A 25,304-nucleotide genomic window follows, 5' to 3' on the forward strand; every position below is an offset into this window, starting at 1 on the left:
ACTGCGTCATCCATGTCCGGCCTATTCGGGTGCCACCAGAAGGCGGCCGTTGAGCAGCTGCACCGGCCGTGCATTCATGCCCATGATGGATTCCATCGCCGCGATCTGATCGGAGCTGGCGCTGACCGGCTGAGCCACGACATGCCAGTTCACCCCTTCGCTGCAAGGCGGCGTGGTGAGCGATCCCATATAGCGATAGATGCCCATATCTTCGGGCAGCAAGGCCGCCGGATCGAAGCTGGCGCCCTCGACAGTCATCGCCTCGCGCTCCTGCGCGGGAGCGGCATCGACCAGTTTCTGCAATTCGGGATTGGCCGCGCCTTCCTCGAACATCACGCCGACAACGGCCAGTTCGCCCGCATCGCTGGCATGGACGAAATGCGCGGTGAGCGGATAATGCTCGCCATCCACCGTATGTTCGGACGGCGTGTGGAAATGCACCTGCAGCAGGTTGAACAGCTTGCCGCCGCTGGTGATTGATGAACCGGGCGCGAAGTTGGCCTGCACCGTATGGCCATTGTTGAGCATGGTCAGCGGGCCTGCCCGCCAGTCAATATCCAGCGCCATTTCGCCCATGGCATTGGCACCGCCCAGATCGATCGGGCTCTGCATGATCCCCCGCTCGCACAGTTCGAAATCCCTGGACAGCTGTCCCCAGCGATCAGCGCCGTGCGGCCCTTCATATTCCCACTCCGCTGCGGCCATAGCCGGACCGGCCACAAGCCCGGCCAGTGCGGCAGACAAAAGCAATTTTCTCATGATTTCAGACTCCTTGGTTTGATGTAGAAATTGAGGTGATGTTTCAGGTGCGTGATGAAGTTTGATACCGGCCTCGCACGCGTCATGCCGGCCAGTCCGCCTCCTCCTCGCCGCGGGTCTTCCACAGCGAATAGAACACGCCGCCCGCGATCAGCGCGAAGGTCACGCCAAGGCTGGCCCAGGCGGGGAATTTTCCGCCATTCAGCAGGAAGTCGGACACGAAGATCTTGGTGCCGATGAACACCAGCACCGCAGCCAGCGCATATTTCAGATAATGGAAGCGATGGACCATCGCCGCCAGGGCGAAGTACAGTGCCCGCAGGCCCAATATGGCAAAGATGTTGGAGGTGTAGACGATGAAGGTATCGGTGGTGATGGCGAAGATCGCCGGCACACTGTCCACCGCGAACACCAGATCGGCCAGGTTGATCACCACCAGCGCCAGCAGCAGCGGAGTGGCCGCGCGGACCATCTGCCCGGTCTTCTCGTCCTTCACCTTCACGATGAAGCGTTCACCGTGATGATCAGGCGTCACGCGCATGTGGCGGCTGATCCATTTGACCGCCGGGTTATTGCCAATATCCATCGGCTTGTCGCCCGCCACCATCATCTTGAAGCCGGTGAAGATCAGGAAGGCGGCGAAGATATACAGCACCCAATAGGCCTCTGCCAGCAGGGCTGCGCCGCCCGCGATCATCAGGCCGCGCAGCACGATCACCGCCATGATGCCCCACAGCAGCGCGCGATACTGGTATTTGGGCGGAACGGCGAAATAGCTGAAGATCAGGCTGATCACGAAGACGTTGTCGATCGACAGCGCCTTTTCGATGAAGAAGCCGGTGTAATATTCGGATGCTGACGTAGCACCGCGCTCCAGCCAGACCCAGACGCCAAAGGCCATCGCCACGCCAATGTAGAAGACCGACAGCTTGAGGCTTTCGCCAATGCCCATCTCGCGGTCTTCCTTGTGCAGCACGCCAAGGTCGAACACGGTCAGGATCGCCACAATGGCAAGAAATGCCGCCCAGAACCATGCGGGCGTGCCGAGCCAGTCGGCGGTGAGAAACTCGATCATTCAGAAATGTCCTTGGTGTTTGCCGATCGGGGCAGCGCCCGGTCCAGCATGAAATATCCGGCCAGCGCCGCGATCAGCGACCCGCCCAGCACGCCGATCTTCACCGCATCCACGGTGGCAGGATCGGAAAAGGCGAGATTGCCGATGAACAGGCTCATGGTGAAGCCGATGGCAGCCAGCAGAGACAATGCGTGAAGCTGCCTCCACCCCACCGCAGCGGGCAGCCGTGCCAGGCCCAGTTTGATGGCCACCCAGGCAAAGCCGAAAATGCCCATCTGCTTGCCGATCAGCAGGCCCAGCGCGATGCCCAGCGGCAGCGGCGCGACCAGATCGGAAACCTCCACCCCGCCCAGCGCGACGCCGGCATTGGCAAAGCCGAAAATGGGGATCACCAGAAAGGCCACCCACGGGTGCAGCGCATGTTCCATGCGTTCCAGCGGTCTCTCCTGTCCCGCGCGCAAAGGCACGCACAGCGCTGCGGCAACGCCCGCCAGCGTCGCGTGGACACCTGATTTCAGCACGAACACCCACAGGATGATGCCGAGCAGCACATAGGGAATGGAGGAGGCAACACGCGCCCTGCCCACCGCCGCCAGCAGCACCAGCGTGATCGCCGCGCCCGCCAGCATGGTGAGGTTCGTCTCGGCAGTATAGAACAGTGCGATGATGGCGATGGCGCCAATGTCGTCGATCACCGCAATCGCCAGCAGCAGCGCCTTCAACGCCACCGGCACGCGCGGACCAAGCAGTGACAATATGCCCAGCGCAAAGGCGATATCGGTGGCGGCGGGGATTGCCCAGCCAGCCATGTTTCCCGGTGTTCCGGCATTGATAGCCAGATATATCGCGGCGGGCATGGCCATACCGCCAATCGCCGCGATCACCGGCAGCGAGGCCTTGTCCCAGCTGTTGAGCTGGCCGACCAGCGCCTCTCGCTTCACTTCCAGCCCGACCAGGAAGAAGAATACCGCCATCAACCCGTCATTGACCCACAGCAGCAGCGACTTGTCGATCACCACCGGCCCGATCCCGGCGATCACGGGCAGGCTCAGGAATGCGGCATAAAGCGGCGCTGCAGGACTGTTGGCGATCGCCAGCGCCAGTGCGGCGGCGACGATAAGCACAATCCCGCCGGCGCTTTCCTGGCGCAGGAAATCGCGCAGCATCGGGGTGACTGTGGAAAGCATGGATCAATTCTCCGACATGGCGGAAAGCTGGCAGTTTGCGCAGGGACGACCCGCCCCATCCATTTCCTGAGAGGGGGGAACGGGAAAGGGGAAGCGGCTGGCCGCCCCTGCGCGTGCTGCGTTCAGCCCGTGATGGGCCTGGACGCAAACCTGCCGGCAAAGCGCGGCGTGTGGCGGTGGATCAGATCCTTCACCCGCAGCTTCATTTTCTTGAGCCGCGCCAGCGCAAACTGGTCTGGTGCACGGCGCTTCAGCTCCATGCGCAAGCGCTCATCGATGCGTTGGTGCATCAGGGTCAATCGATACAAACGGGCCGTCATCCTTGGTCTCCTTACGAGAGGCAATAGGGTGATCGTTCAACCGCTGCGTTTGTGTGTGGGGGGAGGTAGGTGCCCGCCAGAACGCATCGGTTGTCCGATGCGGTCCGACATCACGAGCGTCGTAGAACAACGCCCGCCAGAGGGGCCCGGTCCGCGCAGCCTTAATGCGAGCGATTCGGTCTGATTTCAAGTGTTATTTTCAGGCGGGGAGGAATTTGTTGCCTCGCTTGCTGCTGGCCCGCCCCCGGTTTTATCTGCGCCGGTGGCCCAAACCCTCAGCCTGCTGCGCCGCGCCGCGCGTTACATCCGCCCGATGCTGCTGGTGGCGGTGCTGGTGGGCGCAGCTCTGGCGTGGAACGATGCGGCCCTGCGCCAGCGGATCGGCCTGCCGATGCCCGCAGGCGAGCAAGTCACCGCCGGTTTCGCCTTGTGCGATGCCCCCGGCTATGCGCCGAATTGCGTGGTCGATGGCGACACGTTCCGCATCGCCAGCCGCCGCATCCGCGTGCAAGGGATCGACGCGCCTGAGCGTGACGGGCGCTGCGATGCCGAGCGCGAGCTGGCTCGTCGTGCCACCGCCGACCTGCTCGCCTGGCTGGAGCGCGGACCGTTCCTGATGCTGCCCGCCGATCAGGCCGGGCATGACCGCTATGGCCGCGAGCTGCAGACCGTGTGGCGCGAAGCCGCCGATGGATCGCGCGACGACCTGGGCGATCACATGCGGCGCATCGGCAGTGCCCGCCGCTATGATTCGCGCGCGAAGGTGGACTGGTGCTGATCGGTCCCGCGCGGGCCAGTCCGCCGCATCCGGGCGCAAGCCGGCCCCGCTCTGGCGCTAGCGACGTGCAAAGCTGCGCGCGCAGGCGCTGATACGCGCGATTCGGCGATCCGCGCCGGATCCGGGAAGGATGACGAGATGATACCAAAGACGATTGCAGCTGCCGCGCTGGCAGCGCTGGCCATTGCCGGGACGAGCACCGCCGGCCTCGCCCAGGACAGCAGCCATGACAGCACCCATCATGATGCCGAAGCCGCCCATGCCAAGGAAGCCGCTGCTGGGATCTCTGGTGCCGGCGAGCAGGCCGGCAATGCCGATAAGACCGTGAACACCGCCGAGCGGGTGGATGACCCTCAGGCCGTTGCAGCCAAGCGCGCGCAGGCCGAAGCGCAAGGCGCAGACACGCGAGGCGCCTCCGCCAACACCAAGGGCTGATCAGCCCCATGCGCGGGAAGGAGGGGCGGCCTTGCGCCAGCCCCTCTGACCCCCGGTACTATTCGGCAGCTGTATCTGCTGCGGACGCCGTTTCATCCGGCACGGGCGTCATCGGCGTTTCGGGCACATTCACCGGCACGTTCGCCGGATCGTCGGGAGAGACGATCAGATCACCGCCGCTCACATCCTCCGCATCGGCTTCGTAGGTCGGCTGTTCGGCCTGGCACGCCGCCAGCGAGAGAGCGAAGACACCGGCCAGCGGCAGCAGGGCCGCAGTGCGCAGGGACGGGAACGGGGATGTATTCATGGTCAAAACTCCTGTGTCGCGGGCAGAAGCGAGTCGCCCGCGCGTGAAGCATAGCGCGGATTGCCGGGGCCGTGCCAGTTGCACCATTTACGTATTGCGGCGCCTGAATTGCAGCAACACCGCCACGCTCAGCAAAGCGGCGAAGAAGCACCAGACAGAGGCGAACCACGTCAGGTAGATCGCCGCCGCCGCGATCATCGATGCCACCAGCAGGCCGCCGAACAACCGCACCATCGGATGGCTGGACATCAGCGGAGCAAGACACGCCGCCCCGGCATAGACCAGCACCGCCACCACATCATACTTGTGCGGCAGGTGGTAATCGATGTGGTGCCCGGCAATTTCCGCCCACACCTGCTGCGTGATCAGCGCATTGAGGAAGAACAGGCTAACCGCGATCCCGGCCAGCAGCGGCACGATCAGCCGGCGGCGGTGCGCCGCGCTCGTCTCCAGCGCCAGCACGGCGACGGGCACATAGACCGGCCACAATATGTTGGCGAACATCAGGTAGAGCACCGTCAGCGCGGGAACGGACGGCATGTATTCCGGCCCCGTACCGGCCAGACCCAGCCACAGCCACCCTTCGATGAATTGCTGCGCGGCGAACAGCAGCGGGATCGCCGCATAGGGATAGTTCCGCGCGCCCAGACCGTTACCCGGCCCGTTACCCACACCGTTACCCTGGCCATCGGCCAGCCCGAACCTGTGCGCCTGCCGCAAACTCACCGTGCCGACCACGGCAAGCACGGCACTGGCGGTGAAACTTGCGGTGGCGGAGAAGCAGATGGCACGCGCTCCCTTGAAGGCTGGGGCGGGCAATCCCGCTGCCATGCTATGCCGCAGCGGCACGTGGATGGCTATAGCGCGGACACGGGACCGGGAGATGGCCGCGCAGGTGACCCCACGGTTGGCCACTCCGCGCCCGGTTTGCGCCGCCCAGGTTTACACAAGTGACACGGTGTAAACTTCGCGGACCGGGATAATTGCGCAGTATTTCAGCGTGTTATGTCCTGTTTGGAGGCAAACACACACCTTGCACAAAATAAAATTATCTGACGCGTTCGAGCAATATCCTTACGCGGAGCCACAGACCTGCCTGACCATGTGAAAGAGCCGGTCTGGCGGTAGCGCGGTGGTTTGGGTGTAGGAAAGGGGTGTGGTGGCGCGCTACCCAGTCTCGCAGTAAAGGAAGACCCCACCCCTAACCCCTCCCGCAAGCGGGAGGGGGACTCGTCGCACCATTCTTCTCCCCTCCCGCTTGCGGGAGGGGACGGGGGTGGGCCAGCAACATTAGCGACCACCTTGCGAACACTCCCTCATAAGGGCAAACCCGCTGCATGGCCGAGTGGAACCCACGCAACACTTCCCGCGCCCGCACGTTGCGCCACCAAGCTACTCCTGCCGAGCGCATGCTGTGGAGATACCTCGCCCGCAGCCAGGCAGGCGCAAAGTTCAGCCGGCAAATGCCCGTAGGGCCTTACTTTGCCGATTTCCTGTGCAGGGCATTGAAGCTGGTGGTCGAATGCGATGGCATCAGCCATGACCGGGCGCCGCAGTCAGACGCCGTTCGGGACAACTGGATGCAAGCGAATGGCTATACCGTGCTGCGCTTCACCAATGGTGATGTGTTGGGCAATTCAGAGGGAGTGGTGCTAGCCATCGCCGAAGAAGTGCAAAGGCTAAAAAGTCCGAAAGCCTGATCCCTCCCGCACGCAGGAGGGGAATGCAAATTCCTTAGGTGAGCTCCCAGATACGACCCTTGGTCTTCTTAAGAAGCTGACCTTCCTGCTGAAGCTTTTGCGCTTCCCAATGCATCGCGTACTGCCAAGTGTAAAATAGATCGCCTGACGAACGGAGATCTGCCTCATGATTGTCCCAAATATGCCTCGCAACGTCCGGAACCTAGGAAGGCCCGAGGTCCGTTAGAGCTTCAAACACCCAGCCTTTCAGGTCTTCGCGAGTCGCCACCCCCTACTCCGCCGCCTGTATGCCTGAACCTTCACCCTCACCAAACAGCCCCGGGCCATCGTCCACCGCTTCTTCTTCATTCGCGGCGGTGGCTTTCTTGCGTTTGTCGAAGCTGGACCACACGTCCTGCCAGTTGCCGCGGGTGGCGCCCTTGGAATATTCGGTGGCGCGGGTTTCGAAGAAGTTGGCGTGCTCCACGCCGTTGAGCAGCGGGGCGAGCCAGGGCAGCGGGTGGTCTTCGATCATGTAGATGTTGGGCAGGCCCAGCTGGCCCAGCCGCCAATCGGCGATGTAGCGGATGTAGCGCTTGATTTCCTTGGCCGTCATGCCGGGCACGGGGCCCTGTTCGAACGCCAGATCGATGAAGGCATCTTCCAGCCGCACCGTCTTCTGGCACATGTCCATGATGTCTTCCTTGACCGATTTTGTCAGGCAGTCCCGCTCTGCGCAGAAGGCGTGGAACAGGCGGGTGATGCCTTCGCAGTGCAGGCTCTCATCGCGCACGGACCAGCTGACGATCTGCCCCATGCCCTTCATCTTGTTGAAGCGCGGGAAGTTCATCAGCATGGCAAAGCTGGCAAACAGCTGGAGGCCTTCGGTAAAGCCGCCGAACATGGCCAGCGTGCGGGCAATATCCTCGTCATTGTCGACGCCGAATTCCTGCAGATAGTCGTGCTTGTCCTTCATCTCCTCATATTCCAGGAACATGCCATATTCGCTCTCTGGCATGCCGATGGTGTCGAGCAGGTGGGAATAGGCGGCGATATGCACCGTCTCCATGTTGGAGAAGGCGGCCAGCATCATCTTGACCTCTACCGGCTTGAACACGCGGCCGTATTTTTCGTGGTAGCAATCCTGTACCTCGATATCGGCCTGGGTGAAGAAGCGGAAGATCTGCGTGAGCAGGTTGCGCTCATGATCGGAGAGGTTCTGCGCCCAGTCGCGGCAATCCTCCCCCAAAGGCACTTCTTCGGGCATCCAGTGAATCTGCTGCTGCCGCTTCCAGAACTCATAAGCCCACGGATATTCAAAGGGCTTGTAGGTCTTGCGGGCTTCGAGCAACGACATGTGGTATCTCCGAGAATCTGAGCGAAGTTCCAATATAGGGAACCATGGCGCAGAATCGAAGGCAAGCAGGCAGGTTTATGCGGGGATAAATTGAGGACGAACCGTGCACGGCGTGAGTCCAGCCGTTCGCCGGGCGGGCAGCGGTCAGAGTCATGGCAGCAGCCTGGCCGATGGCCGTGCGCTGCAATCAGTCGTCGCTCTTGCCCATGCGGCGGGAGATTTCGAGCAGGATCAGGATCGGCGTGGCCCACAGCCAGGTGAGCAAGGCCGCTTCGCGCCAGCCGCCGTTTTCGGGCAGGCGCATCGAACAGCTGTATATCTCGAGGACATTTTCCGGCGTGCAGGTGGAGGGCCAGAACGCCCCTGAATACAGGTACACGCCGAACACCAGCCAGAACGCCTGCGCCACATACAGCACAAGATAGCGAGACGTCTTGATCTCGCCATAGCCGTAGTGGGTGGCAAATCTGTTCGGGCGCTTGCTCATGAGCAGGGCAACTACCAGATTGGTGGTTAATACTTTGCAATCGAAAAGCGGTGTGCGGCGCGCGGGCGACAGGCGGCCAGCGCGTCAGTTCTCCACGATCACGAACGGCGCCCAGATCGCCGGATGGGCGGCATCGGGCATGGCGCGATCGGCCATCATTGCCAGCTGGGCACCGCGCAGGGCATCGCCCCGGTCCTCGCCCGCAGCCGCGCGGCGCAGGGTTTCCACGCTGAGATAGGCCGCCGCATCATCGCGCACGCGCCAGTGGCTGAGCATCAGGCTGTGCGCTCCGGCCTGGGCGAAGGCACGCGCGAGGCCGGAATATCCCGGCGCGCTGGCGCTCTCTCCCGCCGCCGTCTCGCACGCGGACAGGATCACCCAGTCGGCATTGAGGTGCAGCGCGGCAATCTCGCTGGCGGTCAGCAGTCCGTCACCCGCCGTGCCCTGTTCGCCAGAGGGGGTGAGCAGCAGCGCCGGTTCCGCCAGCCCCGGCACCTCCCCGCCCAGCAGGCCGTGGGTGGCAAAGGCGATCACGCCGTACCGGTCCAGTTCCAGCGCGTGCAGGCGCTCTTCCGTGGCATCATTGCCTGACAGGACCAGCGATCCGGCACTGCCCAGCGCGGCGGACAGGGCCTGCAATTCATCCCGCGCGCGCGGCAACGGAGGCAGGCTCATCGCCGCGCCCTTGCCCAGCGAGGACGGCAGGCCGGTTGGCGCGCCCACGCCCAGGAAATCCGCCCCGGCCAGGCTGGTGCGGCCAGAGGCCAGCTCCCCCAGATCCGCCAGCACCTTGACCGAGTGATCGCGCAGCAGCCACGGCGCATCGCCCAGATCGTCCGAACTGGTCGCAGTTGTCAGCAGCATGGCGGGCGAAATGCGCGCCAGATAGCCGCTGGCGGGAAACAGCAGGCGCTGCTTGCGCGCCAGCAGCGGGCGCAGATTGGGCGCGAACAGCGCATCATACAGCTGCGCGGCGGCATCTGTATCGAACAGGCCCACCGCCTGCGCCGATTGCCGCACCCGGTCTGCCAGCGTGCGCAGGTCATAGGCGAGCAGCGGCACCTCACCCCATTGCACATCGTCATGACTGATGGCGATGGTCACCGCCCGGTCGGGCAGCGAGAGCGGCAGGACCAGCAGGTCGTCCTCCCCCAATGTCGCCTGCAGATCGGCCAGCGATGCCGTTTGCGGACGGGCCAGCGCGACATATTCGGGAAATTCGCTTTCCAGCTGCGCCTGCGCCGCCTGCGCCTGTTCGCGCGCGCTGGCCAGATTGGCGGCCAGCTGCGCCAGCTGCGCGCCCTCATCGGCCTGCGCTGCGGCCATTTGCGCGGCCAGCGATGCAGTGCGCGCCCGCGCCGCATCCAGCGCATCGAGCAGGCTGCCCAGCCCGTTGCCCCGCGCCAGCGCGCCGGCACGGATGCGCGCGTTGGACAAGGTGAGTTCGGACAGCAGCCGCAATTGCGCGGCTTCGGCTGCCTGATCCATTGCGCCGGCGCGCAGGGCCACCAGCAGATAATCGCCCAGCGCCTCTGGCAGGACTTGCGAGAGCGAGACCAGCTCTGTCTCGCTCGAAGCAACGTCGAACAGCTGGCGGGCGAAGAATTGGGCAGTCGGCGCGGCCAGCGCCACCGCCTCATCATGGCGGCCAAGGTCGGACAGGATGCGCGCGCGGATCAGCCGGGCGGTGAGGATTTCGCTGTGGCCCTCGGGCAATCCTGCTTCCAGCAGCGGCAGGGCGCTGTCGGTCAGCGCCAGCGCTTCCTGCGACCGGCCCAGCCGGGCGAGGTGATCGGCCAGCTGGACCTGCCCGCTGCCGATGTTGAAATTGGTCGGCTCCAGATCCCGGACTAGCTGTTCCACCCCGGCGCGGGCCTCGCGCTCGGCCTCATCCAGCCGTCCCTGCCGGGCGATCGCACGGGCCAGGTTGGTATGCGCGATACCGGGAATATAGGGCTGGGCGCTGGTGTTCATATTGTCGGCTATGGCGGCGGCGGCGCGGAAGATGCCCTCCGCCTCCTCATACTGGCCCAGTTGCTCCAGCGAGCGCGCCAGCATGGATAGCGGGTCATAAATATCTTCATCCGTATCGCCGCGCAGCTTGCGCTCCAGATCCAGATGGCGACGGATCAGCGGCACCGCCTCGCCATAGCGGCCATAGCTGACCAGCACGGCATAGGTGATGTTGAGCACATTGCCCATTTTGGGATGATCGCTGGGCAGGTGGGCAGAGGCATAATCGCGCGCAAACCGCGCCGCCTCCACCGTATCGCGCCGCTCCAGATAATATTTCACCGCGCCGCACGAAGACGCATCGTTCACGATCATCGCATGGTCGGGAACTTGTGCGCGCATGCCAAGGTCCCGCGCAGCGCAGAACGCTGTTTCTGCGGCCACCAGATCATTGTCGGCAAAGGCCAGCACGCCCAGCGCATTATGCGCCAGCGCCAGATCGGCAAGCGCCGCCTCTCCGCCAGCTTCGGCCAGCGCAAAGGCCTGCTGCGCCATCGCCTGCGCCTCATCAATGCGGTTCAGTTCGACCAGCATCATCGAGCCATAGGCGAGCAGGCGGGCGTGGTAGGGCGGGCTGGCATCCATCTGCGCCAGCAATGCCTGGGCGGCTGCAAACTCATCCCACCCCTGCGGATACTGGCGGGCGTAATAATAGGCCACGCCCAGGCCAAAATGCGTCTGCGCCGCCACATCGGCGCTGGTGGAGGGATCGGCCAGCACGCGGGCGGCAAATTCCTGCCATGCGGCCAGCTCCTGCGCGGGCGGGCTGAACTGATCGCGCGCCTGCATCTGCGCCAAAGTTGGCTCCGGCGCTACCTCCTGCGCAGCAAGCGGAACGGCGGCCAGCAAGCCAGAAGCAAGCACCGCAGCAACCACATATTTCATTACAGGAAGCGACCCCAAGCCTTACTTTCCTCTCATCTATTTCAAACTAGAACGATTTTGCCTGCCTGTGCTAGCCTCTACTTGCATCAGGGGGGAGAAATGCTTTGGCCGATCGGGAAAATCGCAGGCCGCTGAAAACGCGGCAAGCGGGCTGGGCGCAGGCGCTTGCCCGCGCGCTGGGCAGCGCCGGGCTTTCCCCCAATGCGATCTCCACCATCGGCATTATCTTCGCCGCGGCGGGCGCATGGGCGTTTCTGCAGGCGGGTGAGAGCCGGTGGCTGTGGCTGGGCGGCGCGCTGGGCATTCAATTGCGCCTGCTGGCCAATATGCTCGACGGGCTGGTGGCGGTGGAAGGCGGAAGGAAAAGCGCCACCGGGCCATTGTTCAACGAATTGCCGGACCGGGTGGAGGATGCGCTGCTGCTGATCGGCGCGGGCTATGCCAGCGGCGTGGCGGAGCTGGGGTATGGCGCCACCATACTGGCCTTTGGCACCGCCTATATTCGCGCCAGTGGCGGGGCGCTGGGGCTGGCGCAGGATTTCGTCGGCCCGATGGCCAAGCAGCACCGCATGTTCGTGCTGACATTGGGCGCGCTGATCGCCTGCGCGCTGGACGATGGCGTCGTCATGCAACTGACCCTGTGGCTCATCATCGCCGGATCGGCGGTGACCTGCGTGATCCGTACACAGCGCATCGCCCACCTGCTGAAAGCACAATTCCGATGATCGCAGACGCGGTGGCAGGACTGGTGCGCGAGCTGATCTTTGCGCTCACCCGCTTTCTGGTCGGCGGCCATGCGCGCTGGCGCGGCTGCGGGCCGGAGCCGGTTCAGCGGATCTATTTCGCCAACCATGCCAGCCATCTGGATACGATCATCCTGTGCGCAGCCCTGCCCGTGACCCTGCGCCGCACCACCCATCCGGTGGCGGCGGCGGATTACTGGGGCCGCAATGCGCTCTCCCGCTTTATCGCGCTCAAGGTGCTGCGCGCCGTGCTGGTGGAGCGCGGCGGCAGCCGCGATCCGCTGGCCCCGTTGCGCGATGTGCTGGAAAGCGGCGAATCGCTGATCATCTTTCCCGAAGGCACGCGCCGGAATGAGGCCCTGCCCGCCCCGTTCAAATCGGGCCTGCACCATCTGGCGCGCGATTTTCCCGCAGTGCAGCTGGTGCCGGTCTATCTGGCCAATCTGGCGCGCGCCTATCCCAAGGGGGCGACCCTGCCCGCGCCGATCAGCTGCGTGGCCAATTTCGGCACGCCGATCACGCTGGCGGAGGGCGAGGACAAGCAGGCCTTCCTCGCCCGCGCGCATGATGCCGTGTGCGTCATGGCCGAAGGCGCCGCATCCACAGGAGTGCCCGCATGAGCCCGACGATGATCACCCTGTTCGGCGGCGTGGCGGCGCTGCTGCTGGTGGCCTCCGCCATCGGCTTTGTGCTGTCACGCACAGTGGCGAGCGAGGCCGGTCGCGCCACGGTCGATAATCTCAACGCGCGGATCAAGGCGTGGTGGATGATGATTGCGATCTTCGCGGTGGCCTTCGCCTTCGGCAAGATCGTCACCATCGTGCTGTTCGCGCTGGTGAGCTTTTATTGCCTGCGCGAGTTCCTTTCGATCACGCCCACACGGGCGGAGGATCACCGCGCCATCGCCGCGGCGTTCTATCTTTTCATCCCGCTGCAATACTGGCTGATCGCGGCGGAATGGCAGACATTGTTCACCATCCTGATCCCGGTGTGGGCCTTCCTGCTGCTGCCCGTGCTGATCGTGCTGAAGGGGGAGACATCGGATTTCCTCCAGCGCAGCGCGCGCATCCAGTGGGCGCTGATGCTGACGGTGTTCTGCATCAGCCATGCGCCCGCGCTGCTGATCCTGGATATTCCCGGCTTCGATCAGAACTTCCTGCTGCTGTTCTTCCTGATCACCGTGGTGCAGCTGTCGGACGTGCTGCAATATGTGTTCGGCAAGCTTTTCGGCAAACGCAAGGTCGCCCCCAGGGTCAGCCCGGCCAAGACGTGGGAGGGGCTGATCGGCGGCGGCCTGACCGCTTCGGCCATCGGCGCTGGCCTGTGGTGGATCACGCCGTTCACGCCCGTTCAGGCGGCGGGCATGGCGCTGGCCATCGTCACCGCGGGCTTTGTGGGCGGGCTGGTGCTGTCAGCGGTCAAACGCTCACTGGGCGCGAAGGACTGGGGCACGATGATAGAGGGACATGGCGGAGCGATGGACCGGATGGATTCGGTCAGCTTTGCCGCGCCGGTGTTCTTCCACCTGATCAACTACTTCTTCGGCGCGTGAGCCGATGGTGGCGCGGGGCTAGTCCTTGCGGCCCTTCTTCGATCCGAAGAAGCTGCCGCCGCCCAGCACGGTGATGCCGACGAAGAAGCCGAAGTCATACCAGCCGCCCTTGTTGGGCACGGCATAGACGGCGATGTCAGGATCGAACAGCGATCCGATCCACGCCCACGGAAACACGAAGCCGTGCCACAGACCCCACCAGAAACCGGGAACATCCGCGCCCTGCGCCACGCCCGCATCGATCTGGTTGGCGCAGGCGGAGAGGAGCAGCACGAGGCCAGCGGTGGCAACAAGCGTGATGGTACGGCGCGCGGTCATGTCATTCCTCCAAGGTGTATCATAAACATAACACACGTGCGCTGGTCATGCAAAGCTGCGTTGCGCAAACAAAAACGGCGGCAATTGCTGCCGCCGTTTTCGCTTGTCTGGTGGCCTGGCCTTACTGACAAGCCAGACACTCGTCGTAATCGGTCGTCGGCAACTCGTACTTGGAAGGTTCCGCGGTGTTGTCCGCTTCCACGCCGCCGGCGAAACCGGCGCGCTGCACGCTCTTTGAGCGCAGGTAATAGAGCGACTTGATGCCCTTTTCCCATGCCTGGAAGTGCAGCATTGCCAGATCCCATTTGTCCACGTCAGCCGGGATGAACAGGTTGAGGCTCTGCGCCTGATCGATGAACGGCGTGCGGTCGGCGGCGAATTCCAGCAGCCAGCGCTGATCGATCTCGAAGCTGGTCTTGAAGGTGGCCTTTTCCTCCGTGGTGAGGAAATCGAGGTGCTGGACGCTGCCGCCCTTCTCCAGGATCGAGTTCCACACATTGGTGGAATTCTTGCTCTTCTTGTCGAGCAGCTTTTCCAGATAGGGGTTCTTCACCACGAAGCTGCCCGAAAGCGTCTTGTGGGTGTAGATATTGGCCGGGATCGGTTCGATACAGGCGCTGGTGCCGCCGCAGATGATGCTGATCGACGCGGTCGGCGCAATCGCCATCTTGCAGCTGAAACGCTCCATCGCGCCCATTTCCTCGGCATCGGGGCACGGGCCGCGTTCCTTGGCCAGCATCATCGATGCTTCGTTCGCCTTGGCATTGATGTGCTTGAACATCTTCAGGTTCCACACCTTGGACATCGTGCTTTCAAACGCGATGTTCTTGGCCTGGAGGAAGGAGTGGAAGCCCATCACGCCCATGCCGACGGAGCGTTCACGCTCGGCCGAATATTTGGCGCGGGCCATCTCGTCCGGGGCGCGGTCGATATAATCCTGCAGCACATTGTCGAGGAAGCGCATCACGTCCTCGATAAAGTCCTTCTCGCCGTTCCACTCTTCCCATTTTTCCAGGTTGAGCGAGGACAGGCAGCACACAGCCGTGCGATCATTGCCCAGATGGTCAATGCCGGTCGGCAGGGTAATTTCGCTGCACAGGTTGGAGGTCGAAACCTTCAGCCCCAGATCGCGGTGATGCTTGGGCATCATCCGGTTCACCGTGTCGGAGAAGACGATATAGGGCTCACCCGTGGCGAGGCGCGTTTCCACCAGCTTCTGGAACAGGCTGCGCGCATCCACGGTGGCGCGGACCGATCCGTCCTTGGGTGACTTGAGGTCAAACTTCTCGCCCGCGCGGACCGCTTCCATGAATTCATCGGTCAGCAGCACGCCGTGGTGCAGGTTGAGCGCCTTGCGGTTGAAATCGCCCGATGGCTTGCGGATTTCGAGGAACTCCTCGATCTCCGGGTGGCTCACATCCAGATAGCAGGCAGCCGAACCGCGCCGCAGCGAGCCTTGCGAAATCGCCAGGGTGAGCGAATCCATCACCCGCACGAAGGGGATGATGCCGCTGGTCTTGCCGTTCAGGCCAACCGGCTCGCCAATGCCGCGCACATGGCCCCAATAAGTGCCGATGCCGCCACCGCGAGAAGCCAGCCAGACATTCTCGTTCCACGTGCCGACAATGCCTTCCAGGCTGTCCGACACGGAATTGAGATAGCAGGAGATCGGCAGGCCGCGCCCGGTGCCGCCATTGGAAAGCACCGGCGTGGCGGGCATGAACCACAGGTTGGAAATATAGTCATACAGGCGCTGCGCATGGGCCTGATCATCAGCGTAGGCATCGGCCACGCGGGCGAACAGGTCCTGATAGGTTTCACCCGGCAGCAGGTAGCGATCGTCCAGCGTCGCCTTGCCGAATTCGGTCAGATTGGCATCGCGCGCGGGATCGGTAGCGATCTCGAACCGGCGTGCATTGACGGTCTTGGAATCGCTTTGCGGCGCGGCCCCGGCCTTTGCGGCCTGCGCCAGCGCACCGGCCACGGCATCGGCGGCAGCCTGTGCCACCAGCTCGTCACTGCCTGCATCCTGCTTGTCCATTGCCACTGCCTTTTCGGACTTGTCGACGACCTTACCGGCAACATCGGCACCGGCCGACTTTGCTTCCGTCCTGGTTTCGGGGGTTGGCGCGCTTGCTGTAAAATCGAGGCCCATTGCCGCTTCGTCCGTGTTCCTGAATTCCATAATTGCGCCCGTCCCGATCTAAATGCTCATCCGGTCCTGTCCTGGACCACCCCGATGTTTCGCCCGATGTTCCGCATGTGTTCGAATCGGCGGGAGTTGCCCCATCCTATCCGTTTCCACGCGTCGGCAGAGAAAAACTTATCCCCCGCCTGCCCACAGGCAGCGGTGAAAGGGAGACCGGAACCGAAAGAATCCTGATGCCTGGCGCGCCCTGGCGCCTGCACTGGAAATCTAGGTATTGTGGGTATCCCTTACAACCCTGCCACAACCCATAGTGAATCGGACTGAATTGCGGCGCAAGTGGGTTCAGACAGTTTTACCGCCCCCTGGACTGCAAATTCATACGTGTCCTACACACACAACACACCGCGACGCGTGGAAGAAACTCGGCTCGCGCGGGGCGCAAGCCCCAAAATCGATCTGCGGAAAAAAATCTGTGCAGTTTCCCGATCGGGATTCAAAAGAATCGCGCGCCGCAACAATGCTGCGCCGTGGTGGTGTTCCATGACCACAGGATCCGCGAAACACCGGGTATCCGCGAAACACTGGGTATGCGCGAAACACTGGACCGCAGAGCCGCCTTGGGACACAAAGCGCCAGGATCGCATGCTGGAGCAACAAGGACGCACAGATGATCTCATTGCTGAAAGCGATTCCCATCGGAATCTTCTTCACCCTGCTGATAGCCCTGTTCATGGGTTCGGGCGGCACAACCGGCGGGCAGCTGAACATTCGCAGCTTCGATGTGGACATCGCAATGCTCGGTCTCGATTTCAAACTCTACTGGTCATGGATGCTGTTCCTTGGCGGAACCTTCCTGTTCTGGGTGCTGATATTCATGATGGGCGATTGAAATCGCTGCAATTTCGATCAATGCCCCGCCAGAAAATACCACATGGGAGAGAGACATGAGCGCCTATATCATCGCCACCTATGACGTGACCGATCCGGAAGGCTTTGCCGCCTATGGTCCATCTGTGGGTCCGACACTTGCCGGGACAGGCGTAGAAGTGCTGGCCATTGATCCGGCCTCCACAGCGATTGAGGGTGATCCGCCCAAGACGACCGTCGTGCTGAAATTCCCCGACGCCGCCGCCGCGCGCGCCTGGTACGATTCGCCTGAATACAGCGCGATCAAGCATCTGCGGACCGACAATAGCAAGGGCCGCATGGTGCTGGTCCAAGGGTTCGTGCCGCCAGCGGGTTAAGGGATGCTGGTCAGGGGAGCCTAAGGCACCAGCACCGTATCCTTCGCCTCCGCGGCGGTCTGCGGATAATCGAGCGTGTAGTGCAGCCCGCGGCTTTCGTGGCGGGCCAGCGCGCTCTTGACGATCAGCTCGGCGCTCTGGTGCAGGTTGCGCAGTTCGATCAGGTCGGTGGTCACGCGGAAGTGGCCGTAATAATCCTCGATCTCGCCGCCCAGCATGGCGATGCGGTGCGCCGCGCGCTCCAGCCGCTTGGTGGTGCGGACAATGCCGACATAGTTCCACATGAAGCGGCGGATCTCGGTCCAGTTCTGCTTGATCACCACCTCTTCATCCGAATCGGTGACGCGGCTTTCATCCCACTCGTGGATCGCGGGCGGAGCGGTGAAGCTGTCCCAGCTGGCGAGAATGTCCTTTGCCGCAGCATCGCCGAACACAAAGCATTCCAGCAGCGAGTTGGAGGCGAGGCGATTGGCCCCGTGCAGGCCGCTTTCGGTGCATTCGCCCGCCGCGTAAAGCCCGGGCAGATCGGTCCGCCCGTTGAGGTCAATCAGCACGCCGCCGCAGGTATAATGCTGCGCCGGCACAACCGGGATCGGGCCGGTGGTCATGTCGATCCCCAGCCCCAGCAGCTTTTCATGGATGGTGGGGAAGTGCTCGCGCACGAACTCCGCCGGCTGGTGGCTGATATCCAGATGGACGAAATCGAGGCCATAGCGCTTGATCTGGTCATCGATGGCGCGGGCGACCACGTCGCGCGGGGCCAGCTCCATCCGCTCGGGATCGTAATCCGCCATGAAGCGGTGGCCGGTTTCAGGATGCAGCAGGTGCCCGCCCTCGCCGCGCACGGCCTCCGTGATCAGGAAGTTCTTGACCTCCAGATTATACAGGCAGGTGGGGTGGAACTGCATCATCTCCATGTTGGAGACACGCGCACCGGCTCGCCAGGCCATGGCAATGCCATCTCCCGTGGCGCCGCGCGGCGCGGTGGAGAACTGGTAGACGCGTCCCGCCCCGCCCGCCGCCATCACCGTGGCGCGCGCGGTATAGGCTTCCACCTTGCCGGTGGCGGTATCCAGCGCATAGGCGCCCCACACCCGGCCGGAGCCTGAATATTTCAGCTCGTTCCGGCCGGTGATCAGGTCCACGCAGGTGCGATCGGGCAGCAGGGTGATGTTGGGATTTTCCTCTGCCGCCTTCAGCAGCGCGGCCTGTACCGCCCAGCCGGTGGCATCGTTGACGTGCACGATCCGGCGGTGCGAATGGCCGCCTTCGCGGGTGAGGTGCAGGTCCTTGCCCTCGGCATTGAACGGCACGCCCAGTTCCACCAGCCGGGCAATTGCTGCGGGAGCCTGGCCGATGACGAATTCCACCGTCTCCAGATCGTTCAGGCCCGCGCCTGCCACCATCGTATCGCGGATGTGATCCTCGAACGTGTCGCCGGTATCGAGCACGGCGGCGATCCCGCCCTGCGCCCATGCGGTGGAGCCGGAGTTGAGCGTGCCCTTGGCCAGCACCAGCACCTTCAGCCGCGTCGCCAGAGACAATGCAGCCGTCAGCCCGGCAGCACCAGAGCCGATTACGAGGACGTCATAAGCCTTGCCAGTCATGATGCGGACATGGCCTTAAGTGGGGACTTGGGCAAGTATGGACCTTTAGCGTATGTCGCTCAGGCGGCCTGTTCGCTGAGCGCCAGCCGCTGACGCCGCGCCCGCAGGGCCGCGCGCAGGAAGCTGGTGATCGGCAGTTCCACCATCCGGTACACCGCCACGCCAAATACCGATGCCGCCACAATCGCCAGCGGCACCAGTGCCACGCCCGGCAGATGCGGGGCCACATACCAGGCGATGAACTGCATCACGAAGATATGCGTGAGGTAGATGCTGTAGGACGCATCGCCCAGCAGCGCGGGCAGCTTCCAGTGCGGCAGGCGGCCATCGAGCGATCGGGCGCCCAGGACGATCAGCATTGCCGGGACCAGCACCGCCGCGACAACGCTGTCTGTGGCATATGGCACCAGCGCCATCATCGCCAGGCCAAGCGGCGCGCAGATTACCGGCAGGCGCAGGTTGAAATGCGCCATCGCCATCCCGCCAGCGAACAGCGCCAGCAGCGGATTTGCCAGGAATGCCGCCTGCGGTGGCAGCGGCAGCAGGCTGGCCAGCGCGGCATAGGCCAGCAGCATCGCGCAGGCCGCATACAGCCGCCATTGCTGCGGCACGAACAGCGCGGCGGCAAAGATCAGATAGAAGAACATCTCGAAATTGAGCGACCAGCCCACCGCCAGCACTGGCGGGCGCGCCATGGGCAAGACCGGATCAAGCAGGAATACAAAGGCGAGCGAGGGGATCAGCCGGTCGGGCGCTAGATCGCTCCACAGCAGGCCCCATGCCAGGGTCGCCAGCCAGTACAGCGGCACGATGCGGATCAGGCGGCGCATCAGGAATTCGCCCGCCCCGATGTCGCGCCCGGTGGTGGAAACCACCATCACGAAGCCGGAAATGACGAAGAAGATGGCCACCCCGTGCCTGAGCCATTCGACCGCCCGCATGTCCGCCACGGGCACGATGCCATAGCCGAAGCAATGGCAGGCAACCACCATCAGCGCGGCCAGCGCGCGCAGGTAATGGATCGAATACTGGTGTTGCTGGGCAGGCGCGTCCATCCGCCGGTCATGCAAGCAAAGTGATAAATATCCGGTTTAGGAGGCCCACTTCTCAGGCCTTCACCGCCTCCACCACGCTGACTGCGGACGCAGTGGGGACCACGCGGGTCATCCTGAAGCCGCTTGCGGCCAGCAAGTGCTCATATTCACCCGGCGTGCGTTCGGCGCCGCCTGGGCCGACCAGCATCATCATGTCCAACACCTTGCCCGGATGCGGCTCATCGCTTTCGGGCAGCACCATCTCCACCAGCAGCAACCGGCCATCGTCGTGCATGGCCGCGTGGCAATGGCCAAGGATGGTGGCGCATTCCTGCTCATCCCAATCGTGGATGATGTGCGACATCAGATAGGCATCATGGCCCGTGGGCACACCGTCAAAGAAGCTGCCGCCGACAATCGAAACGCGGTCCGTCACGCCGAACTTGCCCAGCAGCGCGGGCGCATCGGCCACCACATGCGGCAGGTCATACAGCACGCCATGCAGGCCTTCATGGCGCGAGAGGATATGGCCAAGCATATTGCCCGATGCCCCGCCCACATCGACCAGCGATCCGATGCCCGAGAAATCATAGGCGGCAGCCACCGCAGGCGGCTCCTTCCCGTGAATGCCGACCATCGTTTCGGAGAACATCTCCGCCATGCCGGGCACTTGCTGGATATGTTCGAACAGGCCCTTGCCATAGTGCTTCTCGAAACCCGGCTCCCCCGTGGTGAGCGAGTAATCGAGGTTTTCCCATGACGGGCTGACCAGCTTGCCGATCAGGCTGATCACGGTGGATCGGGCGGAACCGGGCGCGCCGGTCTTCAGCGCCTCTCCCATTTCGGTCAGGCTATAGGTGTGCGGGCCGACCGTTTCGACCAGCCCCATCCCTGTCAGCGTGCGCATGAAGCGGCGAAAGCTGGGCTGGTGCATGCCATATTCGGCGCACAGATCATCTGCCGTGCGCGGCGCGCCGGAAAACCTGTCTGCCAGCCCCATTTCCGCAGTCTGCCGCAGGATCTGGCTGGTCCAGTACCCCCAGGCGATATCCATCAGTTGCGCGGCGGCAGGCGGTGTTTCCAGATCATTGTCATTCATGCGAATCCTCCCCCAAGGTTCGCGACCCGGAGGAAGTCTACGCCTGTTGAGCGAAATGTAACGCGAAAAGCCGGGCGGCTGCCCAGCCTTGCCCCGGCCTTGCCTCAGCCCTGCCTCAGCCCTGCCTCAGCCCTGCCTCAGCCCTGCCCCACCTGGCTGGTCAGCTGCACGAACACGTCTTCCAGATCGGCTTCGCGGGTGGTCACATCGTCCACCGTAAAGCCCTGTTCCTGCAATTTGGCGAGCACCTGTCCGGCGGTCATCTCGGACTTGTCATAGGTGACTTCGATCACCCGTTCGCCCGCCTTCACGCATTTGCGGAAGCGCGGATCGTGCGGCAGGTCGGTGATGTCGGCATCGACCGTGACCGCCACGATCTTCTCACCCATCATGCCCACCAGTTCGCGGGTGGGCTTGTTGGTGATCAGCTCACCGTGGTTGATGATGGCGATGCGGTCACACAATTGCTCCGCCTCCTCCAGGTAATGGGTGGTCAGCACCACGGTCACGCCCTGATCGTTGAGATCGCCCACCAGTTCCCACAGCTGGCGGCGCAGTTCCACGTCCACGCCTGCCGTCGGCTCATCCAGCACCAGGATCGGCGGCGAATGGACCATCGCCTTGGCGATCAGCAGGCGGCGCTTCATCCCGCCAGACAATGTGCGGGCATAGGCATCGCGCTTGTCTTCCAGCCGCACCGCGCGCAGCAGTTCCTCCGACCGGCGCAGAGACTTGGCGATGCCGTACATGCCGCCCTGATTCTCCAGCACCTCGAACGGGGTGAAGAACGGATCGAAGACGATTTCCTGCGGCACGATGCCGATGCAGGTCTTGGCGTTGCGGTGATCCCGGTCGATATCGTGGCCCCAGATCCTGATCGATCCGCTGGTCTTGTTGACCAACCCGGCCATGATGTTGATCAGCGTGGATTTGCCCGCGCCATTGGGGCCGAGCAGGCCGAACACGCCGCCTTGCGGCACATCGAAGGAAAGCCCCTTCAGCGCCAGCTTGGGCTCTGCCTTGTTGCTGCTGGCATATTGCTTGACGACGTCACGAATTTCGATCGCCGGGGAGTTATCTGGTGTTGTGTCAGGCATGGGGCATCCATTGGCCGCTTGCGGCGCGCAGGTAAAGTCCCCCCGGTTTGCAGCGCCGATCGGGCAGCAGCGATATTGCCTGAATCATGCTGACGATATAGGGCGTGTGCCCATGGACAATGCACCCGAAACCACACTGGTCGATACCCCGCGCGTCAGCTGCGATGGCGCTGGCGAAATTCGCGGCGGCACCGGCTATCGCCCCGCCGCCCTGGGCCATCCGCGCGTGTATATGCAGATCGACGAGAAGGGCTTTGTCGATTGCGGATATTGCGACCGGCGATTCATCCTCAAGGGCGGCCCGGCGGATATCACGGCTGGCAAGCAGGCGGCCTGATCCCGAAGGGTCTTCGGGCGATTTTCCCATCGATTCCGGTCAGCCTGTGTTAAGTAGCGATATGAGACTTTGTCCCATCTAGGGAGAATGACGATGAAAAAGCTTCTTACACTTGCAGCCGCCAGCGCCGCATTGGCCCTGGGCGCAACTGCGGCACAGGCTGAAACCCGCCAGGAACGCGGCGAAACGCGCCTTGCTGAAATGCTCGAAGGCTATGAAGCCGGCGAATCGCAGAGCTGCATCACCACCTTCCGTTCCAATGATCTGCAGGTCATCCCGTATGTCGGGCTGGTCTATGACGCCGGGGACACGATCTACGTCGCCCGCGCTGTCAGGCCGGAACGCCTGCGCGATACCGATGTGCCTATCATCGAACGCTTTGGCAGCCAGTTGTGCCGGACCGACGTGATCCGCACGATGGATCGCTATTCGCAGTTCGTGACCGGCGCCTTGTTCCTCGAAGATTTCGTGGCCTACAACAAGGTCGATCGCGGCTGATCCAGACAGGTGGCTGCCGGGCAAAGAGGCTGGGCAGCCAACCTGCTGCACCTGTGGTTCCACCAGCTGGACCCGCAAGACTGGTGGGGCGGATCGGACAAGGCCACCGCCATCCTGCGCAATGGCTTTGAACGCTGGCTGACAGCGCTGCAAAACCGCCCCGATCATGAATTCCTGTCCGATCCGCACACCGCGCTGGCTGCCGTGCTGCTGTTCGATCAACTCCCCCGCAACCTCTATTCCGGCAGCGCCAAGGCGTTTGCCTTTGATGCCAAGGCGCGCGCGCTGACCCGCGCCGTGCTGGCGCGCGGGTGGGACAGTGGGCTGACACCGGCCCAGCGCCAGTTCCTGGCCCTGCCGCTGATGCACAGCGAGCAGATGGCCGACCAGCTGCTCGCTGTGCGCTATTACACGCAGCTTGGCCCGCGTTTTGGCATGCAGTTCGCGCGCGACCACCATGCCATAATCGCCCGCTTTGGCCGCTTTCCCCACCGCAATGAAGCTCTGGGCCGCACCAGCACTGCGGCGGAAATACGCGCGGTGAAGGCAGGCTTTGCCTGGTAGGGTGAATGGCCAGAGCGGCCCGGCCATTTACTTTTCATCCCGGCGGTGCCTAATCTGCGGTGAGGGCAGCCATTGAGACTTGCCCCGAGGAATATGCGGGGGATGGAACGATGAAATATGCCGTGTGGCTGCTCAGGCTGGGATTTGCCGCGTGGCTGGTGCCCGCAGGCCTCAACCATTTCTATCCGCTGTTCTACCAGCCGTATGGCAATGTGCCTGAAAGCACGGCGCTGATGACCGCGCTGATCGATTCCAGGCTGTTCGCGCTGGTCAAGGCCGTGGAGCTGTTTGCCGGGATCTGCCTGATAACCGGCTGGCGCGTGCCGCTGGCGCTGGTGATGCTGCTGCCCGTCTCGTTCAACGTGTGGTACTGGGATGTGCCGTTGCAGGGCTGGGGCTCCGTTTCGGCCTATTATGGCTGGGCAGTGCTGGGCGCGAACCTGCTGTTGTGCCTCGCCTATATCCGCACCTACCTGCCCGTGCTGGCGATGCGCACGACGCCGCGCCTGCCCGGCTCACCCATGCTTTCAGGAGACGGCGCATGAACCGCCTGCTGCTGCCTGCCCGGCTGGTGTTCGGCCTGATCATGCTCGCCAACGGGCTGAGCCATTTCTTCGGACAATTCCTGCCGATGCCCACCGGCACCATGCCGCTGGCCGTGCAATTGATGGAAGCGTTGCAATTCAGTGAGCTGATCAATGTCGCCATGGGCATCCAGCTGGTGGCGGGTGCGCTGGTGCTGGCCGGGCTGTTCATGCCGCTGGCGCTGGCGGCAGTGATGCCGGTCAACGTCTGCGCGCTGTACTGGGCGCTGGTGCTGGAACGCGATCCGCTGTGGGCGCTGGTGGCCGTCATCGTGGTGGGGCTGAATGCGCTGCTGATGCTGGCGCATATGGATCATTACCGGCCGATGCTGGAGCGCCGCCCGCTTGCTGCGGGAGAGGGCGCTGAAAACGGCGAGTATTACGAATCGCTCTACGCCAATCCCGCCGGGCAGACCGCGCCGCGCAAGTTTGCGCTGGCGCTGCTGCCGCTGCTGGGCGCGGCGGCCTTCTTCCAGTTGATAGTGCCGGCCGTGTTCGCCTTCTTTTGCCTCGTGGTGTTGCTCTGGCCCGCCACCGTGCTGCTGCTGCGCACGGCACAAAGCGTGGTGGCCAGGGGCTGAGACCGGTTTGAGGTCTTGGGCCGGGGGCTGCACCTGCGCTAGGAGCAGGGAATGACCAGCGAACCCATCTTGATCCTCACCACCGGCGGCACGATCGACAAGCAGTATTTTGACGCGCTGAGCGAATATCAGGTGGGTGAAAGCACCGTGGGCATGCTGCTGCGCATTGGCCGCGTGGCGCATCCGTTCAGGATCGAGGAAGTGCTGCGCAAGGACAGCCTGGAGCTGACCGATGATGACCGCGCGCTGATCGCCGCGCGCGCCGCCGCCGCGCCCGAAAGCCGCATCGTCATCACCCACGGCACTGACACCATGACCGACACCGCCGGCGCGCTCGCCGCCATTCCCGGCAAGACCATGGTCCTGACCGGAGCGCTCGCCCCCGCCCGCTTCACTGAAAGCGACGCCGCCTTCAACCTGGGCCTGGCCTTCGCCGCCGCCCAGACCTGCGCGCCGGGCGTCTACATCGCCATGAGCGGACAGGTGTTTGACGGGCTACGGGTGAAGAAGGACCGCGAGGCTGGGCGGTTTGTACAGATCGAATAATAAGAGCCCTTGAATGGATTCGACCTAGTGAATCTGTGTCGTAATCACCAACAGATGTAATACTAAACT

29 protein-coding genes are annotated in these 25,304 nt (G+C 63.3%); 14 read left to right on the forward strand and 15 right to left on the reverse strand.

Translation table 11 applies throughout. The features are described 5' to 3' along the window. Positions 1-21: 21 nt before the first annotated feature. From GRI32_RS06150 to GRI32_RS06165, 4 genes are all read right to left on the reverse strand, one after another. Positions 22-759, reverse strand: coding sequence for a carbonic anhydrase (locus tag GRI32_RS06150; protein WP_160590518.1), 738 nt, complete (start codon positions 757-759; stop codon positions 22-24). An 82-nt stretch (positions 760-841) separates the two neighbouring features. Continuing rightward, positions 842-1,831 carry a TerC/Alx family metal homeostasis membrane protein gene (locus GRI32_RS06155; protein WP_160591075.1) on the reverse strand — a complete coding sequence of 330 codons (990 nt, stop codon included), beginning with the start codon at positions 1,829-1,831 and terminating at the stop codon, positions 842-844. Then, positions 1,831-3,021, reverse strand: coding sequence for a Na+/H+ antiporter NhaA (gene nhaA, locus GRI32_RS06160; protein WP_160590520.1), 1,191 nt, complete (start codon positions 3,019-3,021; stop codon positions 1,831-1,833). Before nhaA ends, GRI32_RS06155 begins: the two co-directional genes overlap by 1 nt. Before the next feature lie 122 nt (positions 3,022-3,143). Beyond that, positions 3,144-3,341: a YdcH family protein gene (locus GRI32_RS06165; RefSeq protein ID WP_160590522.1), complete on the reverse strand. Its 198-nt coding sequence runs from the start codon at positions 3,339-3,341 to the stop codon at positions 3,144-3,146. Between the two features lie 262 nt (positions 3,342-3,603). Between GRI32_RS06165 and GRI32_RS06170 the strand changes: the two genes are divergently transcribed. Both GRI32_RS06170 and GRI32_RS06175 read left to right on the forward strand, forming a co-directional pair. Further along, positions 3,604-4,119 (forward strand): thermonuclease family protein, encoded by a 516-nt coding sequence (locus GRI32_RS06170; RefSeq protein WP_160590524.1) that lies wholly within the window; start codon positions 3,604-3,606, stop codon positions 4,117-4,119. 138 nt (positions 4,120-4,257) lie between these two features. Next, on the forward strand, positions 4,258-4,554 hold the full coding sequence (locus tag GRI32_RS06175; RefSeq protein WP_160590526.1) for a hypothetical protein: 297 nt from the start codon (positions 4,258-4,260) through the stop codon (positions 4,552-4,554). A 58-nt stretch (positions 4,555-4,612) separates the two neighbouring features. Here GRI32_RS06175 and GRI32_RS06180 read toward each other — a convergent pair whose 3' ends face one another. After that, complete coding sequence (locus GRI32_RS06180; protein ID WP_237437420.1) at positions 4,613-4,861, reverse strand: hypothetical protein; 249 nt, start codon at positions 4,859-4,861, stop codon at positions 4,613-4,615. A gap of 87 nt (positions 4,862-4,948) precedes the next feature. After that, positions 4,949-5,692, reverse strand: coding sequence for a DUF6629 family protein (locus GRI32_RS06185; protein WP_202385965.1), 744 nt, complete (start codon positions 5,690-5,692; stop codon positions 4,949-4,951). Positions 5,693-6,198: 506 nt separating this feature from the next. Between GRI32_RS06185 and GRI32_RS06190 the strand changes: the two genes are divergently transcribed. Beyond that, positions 6,199-6,561 (forward strand): endonuclease domain-containing protein, encoded by a 363-nt coding sequence (locus GRI32_RS06190; protein WP_160590528.1) that lies wholly within the window; start codon positions 6,199-6,201, stop codon positions 6,559-6,561. Positions 6,562-6,832: 271 nt separating this feature from the next. On the opposite strand, the gene GRI32_RS06195 is transcribed toward GRI32_RS06190, so the two are convergent. The 3 genes from GRI32_RS06195 to GRI32_RS06205 all read right to left on the reverse strand — a co-directional run bounded on the left by GRI32_RS06195 (position 6,833) and on the right by GRI32_RS06205 (position 11,282). Next, a complete protein-coding gene (locus tag GRI32_RS06195; RefSeq protein ID WP_160590530.1) occupies positions 6,833-7,897 on the reverse strand; it encodes a ribonucleotide-diphosphate reductase subunit beta in 1,065 nt (354 codons plus the stop codon). A 187-nt stretch (positions 7,898-8,084) separates the two neighbouring features. Beyond that, a complete protein-coding gene (locus tag GRI32_RS06200; RefSeq protein ID WP_160590532.1) occupies positions 8,085-8,384 on the reverse strand; it encodes a hypothetical protein in 300 nt (99 codons plus the stop codon). Between the two features lie 84 nt (positions 8,385-8,468). Next, entirely contained in the window at positions 8,469-11,282 is a 2,814-nt protein-coding gene (locus tag GRI32_RS06205) for a CHAT domain-containing tetratricopeptide repeat protein (RefSeq protein ID WP_160590534.1), read from the reverse strand. A gap of 104 nt (positions 11,283-11,386) precedes the next feature. Here GRI32_RS06205 and GRI32_RS06210 point away from each other — a divergent pair, with 104 nt between their 5' ends. From GRI32_RS06210 to GRI32_RS06220, 3 genes are read left to right on the forward strand one after another with little or no spacing between them, the layout of a single operon-like run. Further along, complete coding sequence (locus GRI32_RS06210) at positions 11,387-12,007, forward strand: CDP-alcohol phosphatidyltransferase family protein (RefSeq protein WP_160590536.1); 621 nt, start codon at positions 11,387-11,389, stop codon at positions 12,005-12,007. Further along, positions 12,004-12,645 (forward strand): lysophospholipid acyltransferase family protein, encoded by a 642-nt coding sequence (locus tag GRI32_RS06215; protein ID WP_160590538.1) that lies wholly within the window; start codon positions 12,004-12,006, stop codon positions 12,643-12,645. Before GRI32_RS06210 ends, GRI32_RS06215 begins: the two co-directional genes overlap by 4 nt. Further along, a complete protein-coding gene (locus GRI32_RS06220; RefSeq protein ID WP_160590540.1) occupies positions 12,642-13,577 on the forward strand; it encodes a phosphatidate cytidylyltransferase in 936 nt (311 codons plus the stop codon). The genes GRI32_RS06215 and GRI32_RS06220 overlap by 4 nt, the downstream gene beginning before the upstream one ends. A gap of 18 nt (positions 13,578-13,595) precedes the next feature. Here GRI32_RS06220 and GRI32_RS06225 read toward each other — a convergent pair whose 3' ends face one another. Then, entirely contained in the window at positions 13,596-13,895 is a 300-nt protein-coding gene (locus tag GRI32_RS06225) for a hypothetical protein (RefSeq protein WP_160590542.1), read from the reverse strand. Between the two features lie 121 nt (positions 13,896-14,016). Then, positions 14,017-16,080, reverse strand: a complete 2,064-nt coding sequence (locus GRI32_RS06230; protein ID WP_160590544.1) for a ribonucleoside-diphosphate reductase subunit alpha — start codon at positions 16,078-16,080, stop codon at positions 14,017-14,019. A gap of 631 nt (positions 16,081-16,711) precedes the next feature. On the opposite strand from GRI32_RS06230, the gene GRI32_RS06235 reads away from it, so the two are divergent. Next, complete coding sequence (locus tag GRI32_RS06235) at positions 16,712-16,933, forward strand: hypothetical protein (protein WP_202385966.1); 222 nt, start codon at positions 16,712-16,714, stop codon at positions 16,931-16,933. A gap of 55 nt (positions 16,934-16,988) precedes the next feature. Then, positions 16,989-17,288 (forward strand): DUF1330 domain-containing protein, encoded by a 300-nt coding sequence (locus tag GRI32_RS06240; protein WP_160590546.1) that lies wholly within the window; start codon positions 16,989-16,991, stop codon positions 17,286-17,288. Between the two features lie 20 nt (positions 17,289-17,308). Here GRI32_RS06240 and nadB read toward each other — a convergent pair whose 3' ends face one another. The 4 genes from nadB to GRI32_RS06260 form a co-directional block, all read right to left on the reverse strand. Continuing rightward, positions 17,309-18,895, reverse strand: coding sequence for an L-aspartate oxidase (gene nadB / locus GRI32_RS06245; RefSeq protein WP_160590547.1), 1,587 nt, complete (start codon positions 18,893-18,895; stop codon positions 17,309-17,311). A 59-nt stretch (positions 18,896-18,954) separates the two neighbouring features. Next, positions 18,955-19,950 (reverse strand): acyltransferase family protein, encoded by a 996-nt coding sequence (locus GRI32_RS06250; RefSeq protein WP_160590548.1) that lies wholly within the window; start codon positions 19,948-19,950, stop codon positions 18,955-18,957. A 52-nt stretch (positions 19,951-20,002) separates the two neighbouring features. Then, on the reverse strand, positions 20,003-21,028 hold the full coding sequence (locus GRI32_RS06255) for a methyltransferase (RefSeq protein ID WP_160590550.1): 1,026 nt from the start codon (positions 21,026-21,028) through the stop codon (positions 20,003-20,005). 137 nt (positions 21,029-21,165) lie between these two features. Beyond that, positions 21,166-22,125, reverse strand: coding sequence for an ABC transporter ATP-binding protein (locus tag GRI32_RS06260; protein WP_160590552.1), 960 nt, complete (start codon positions 22,123-22,125; stop codon positions 21,166-21,168). A 112-nt stretch (positions 22,126-22,237) separates the two neighbouring features. Between GRI32_RS06260 and GRI32_RS06265 the strand changes: the two genes are divergently transcribed. From GRI32_RS06265 to GRI32_RS06290, 6 genes are all read left to right on the forward strand, one after another. Next, on the forward strand, positions 22,238-22,462 hold the full coding sequence (locus GRI32_RS06265; RefSeq protein WP_160590554.1) for a zinc-finger domain-containing protein: 225 nt from the start codon (positions 22,238-22,240) through the stop codon (positions 22,460-22,462). 93 nt (positions 22,463-22,555) lie between these two features. After that, positions 22,556-22,960 carry a hypothetical protein gene (locus GRI32_RS06270; protein WP_160590555.1) on the forward strand — a complete coding sequence of 135 codons (405 nt, stop codon included), beginning with the start codon at positions 22,556-22,558 and terminating at the stop codon, positions 22,958-22,960. A 9-nt stretch (positions 22,961-22,969) separates the two neighbouring features. After that, complete coding sequence (locus GRI32_RS06275; RefSeq protein ID WP_160590556.1) at positions 22,970-23,524, forward strand: DUF924 family protein; 555 nt, start codon at positions 22,970-22,972, stop codon at positions 23,522-23,524. Between the two features lie 110 nt (positions 23,525-23,634). After that, positions 23,635-24,069, forward strand: coding sequence for a DoxX family protein (locus GRI32_RS06280; protein ID WP_160590557.1), 435 nt, complete (start codon positions 23,635-23,637; stop codon positions 24,067-24,069). Next, the gene (locus GRI32_RS06285; RefSeq protein WP_160590558.1) at positions 24,066-24,689 is read left to right on the forward strand and encodes a DoxX family membrane protein; all 624 of its coding nucleotides are present in this window, start codon (positions 24,066-24,068) and stop codon (positions 24,687-24,689) included. Before GRI32_RS06280 ends, GRI32_RS06285 begins: the two co-directional genes overlap by 4 nt. 51 nt (positions 24,690-24,740) lie before the next feature. After that, positions 24,741-25,235, forward strand: a complete 495-nt coding sequence (locus tag GRI32_RS06290; RefSeq protein WP_160590559.1) for an asparaginase domain-containing protein — start codon at positions 24,741-24,743, stop codon at positions 25,233-25,235. Positions 25,236-25,304: the final 69 nt, after the last annotated feature.

It is taken from the genome of Alteraurantiacibacter aestuarii (assembly GCF_009827405.1).
GTDB classification, from domain to species: Bacteria; Pseudomonadota; Alphaproteobacteria; order Sphingomonadales; family Sphingomonadaceae; genus Alteraurantiacibacter; species Alteraurantiacibacter aestuarii.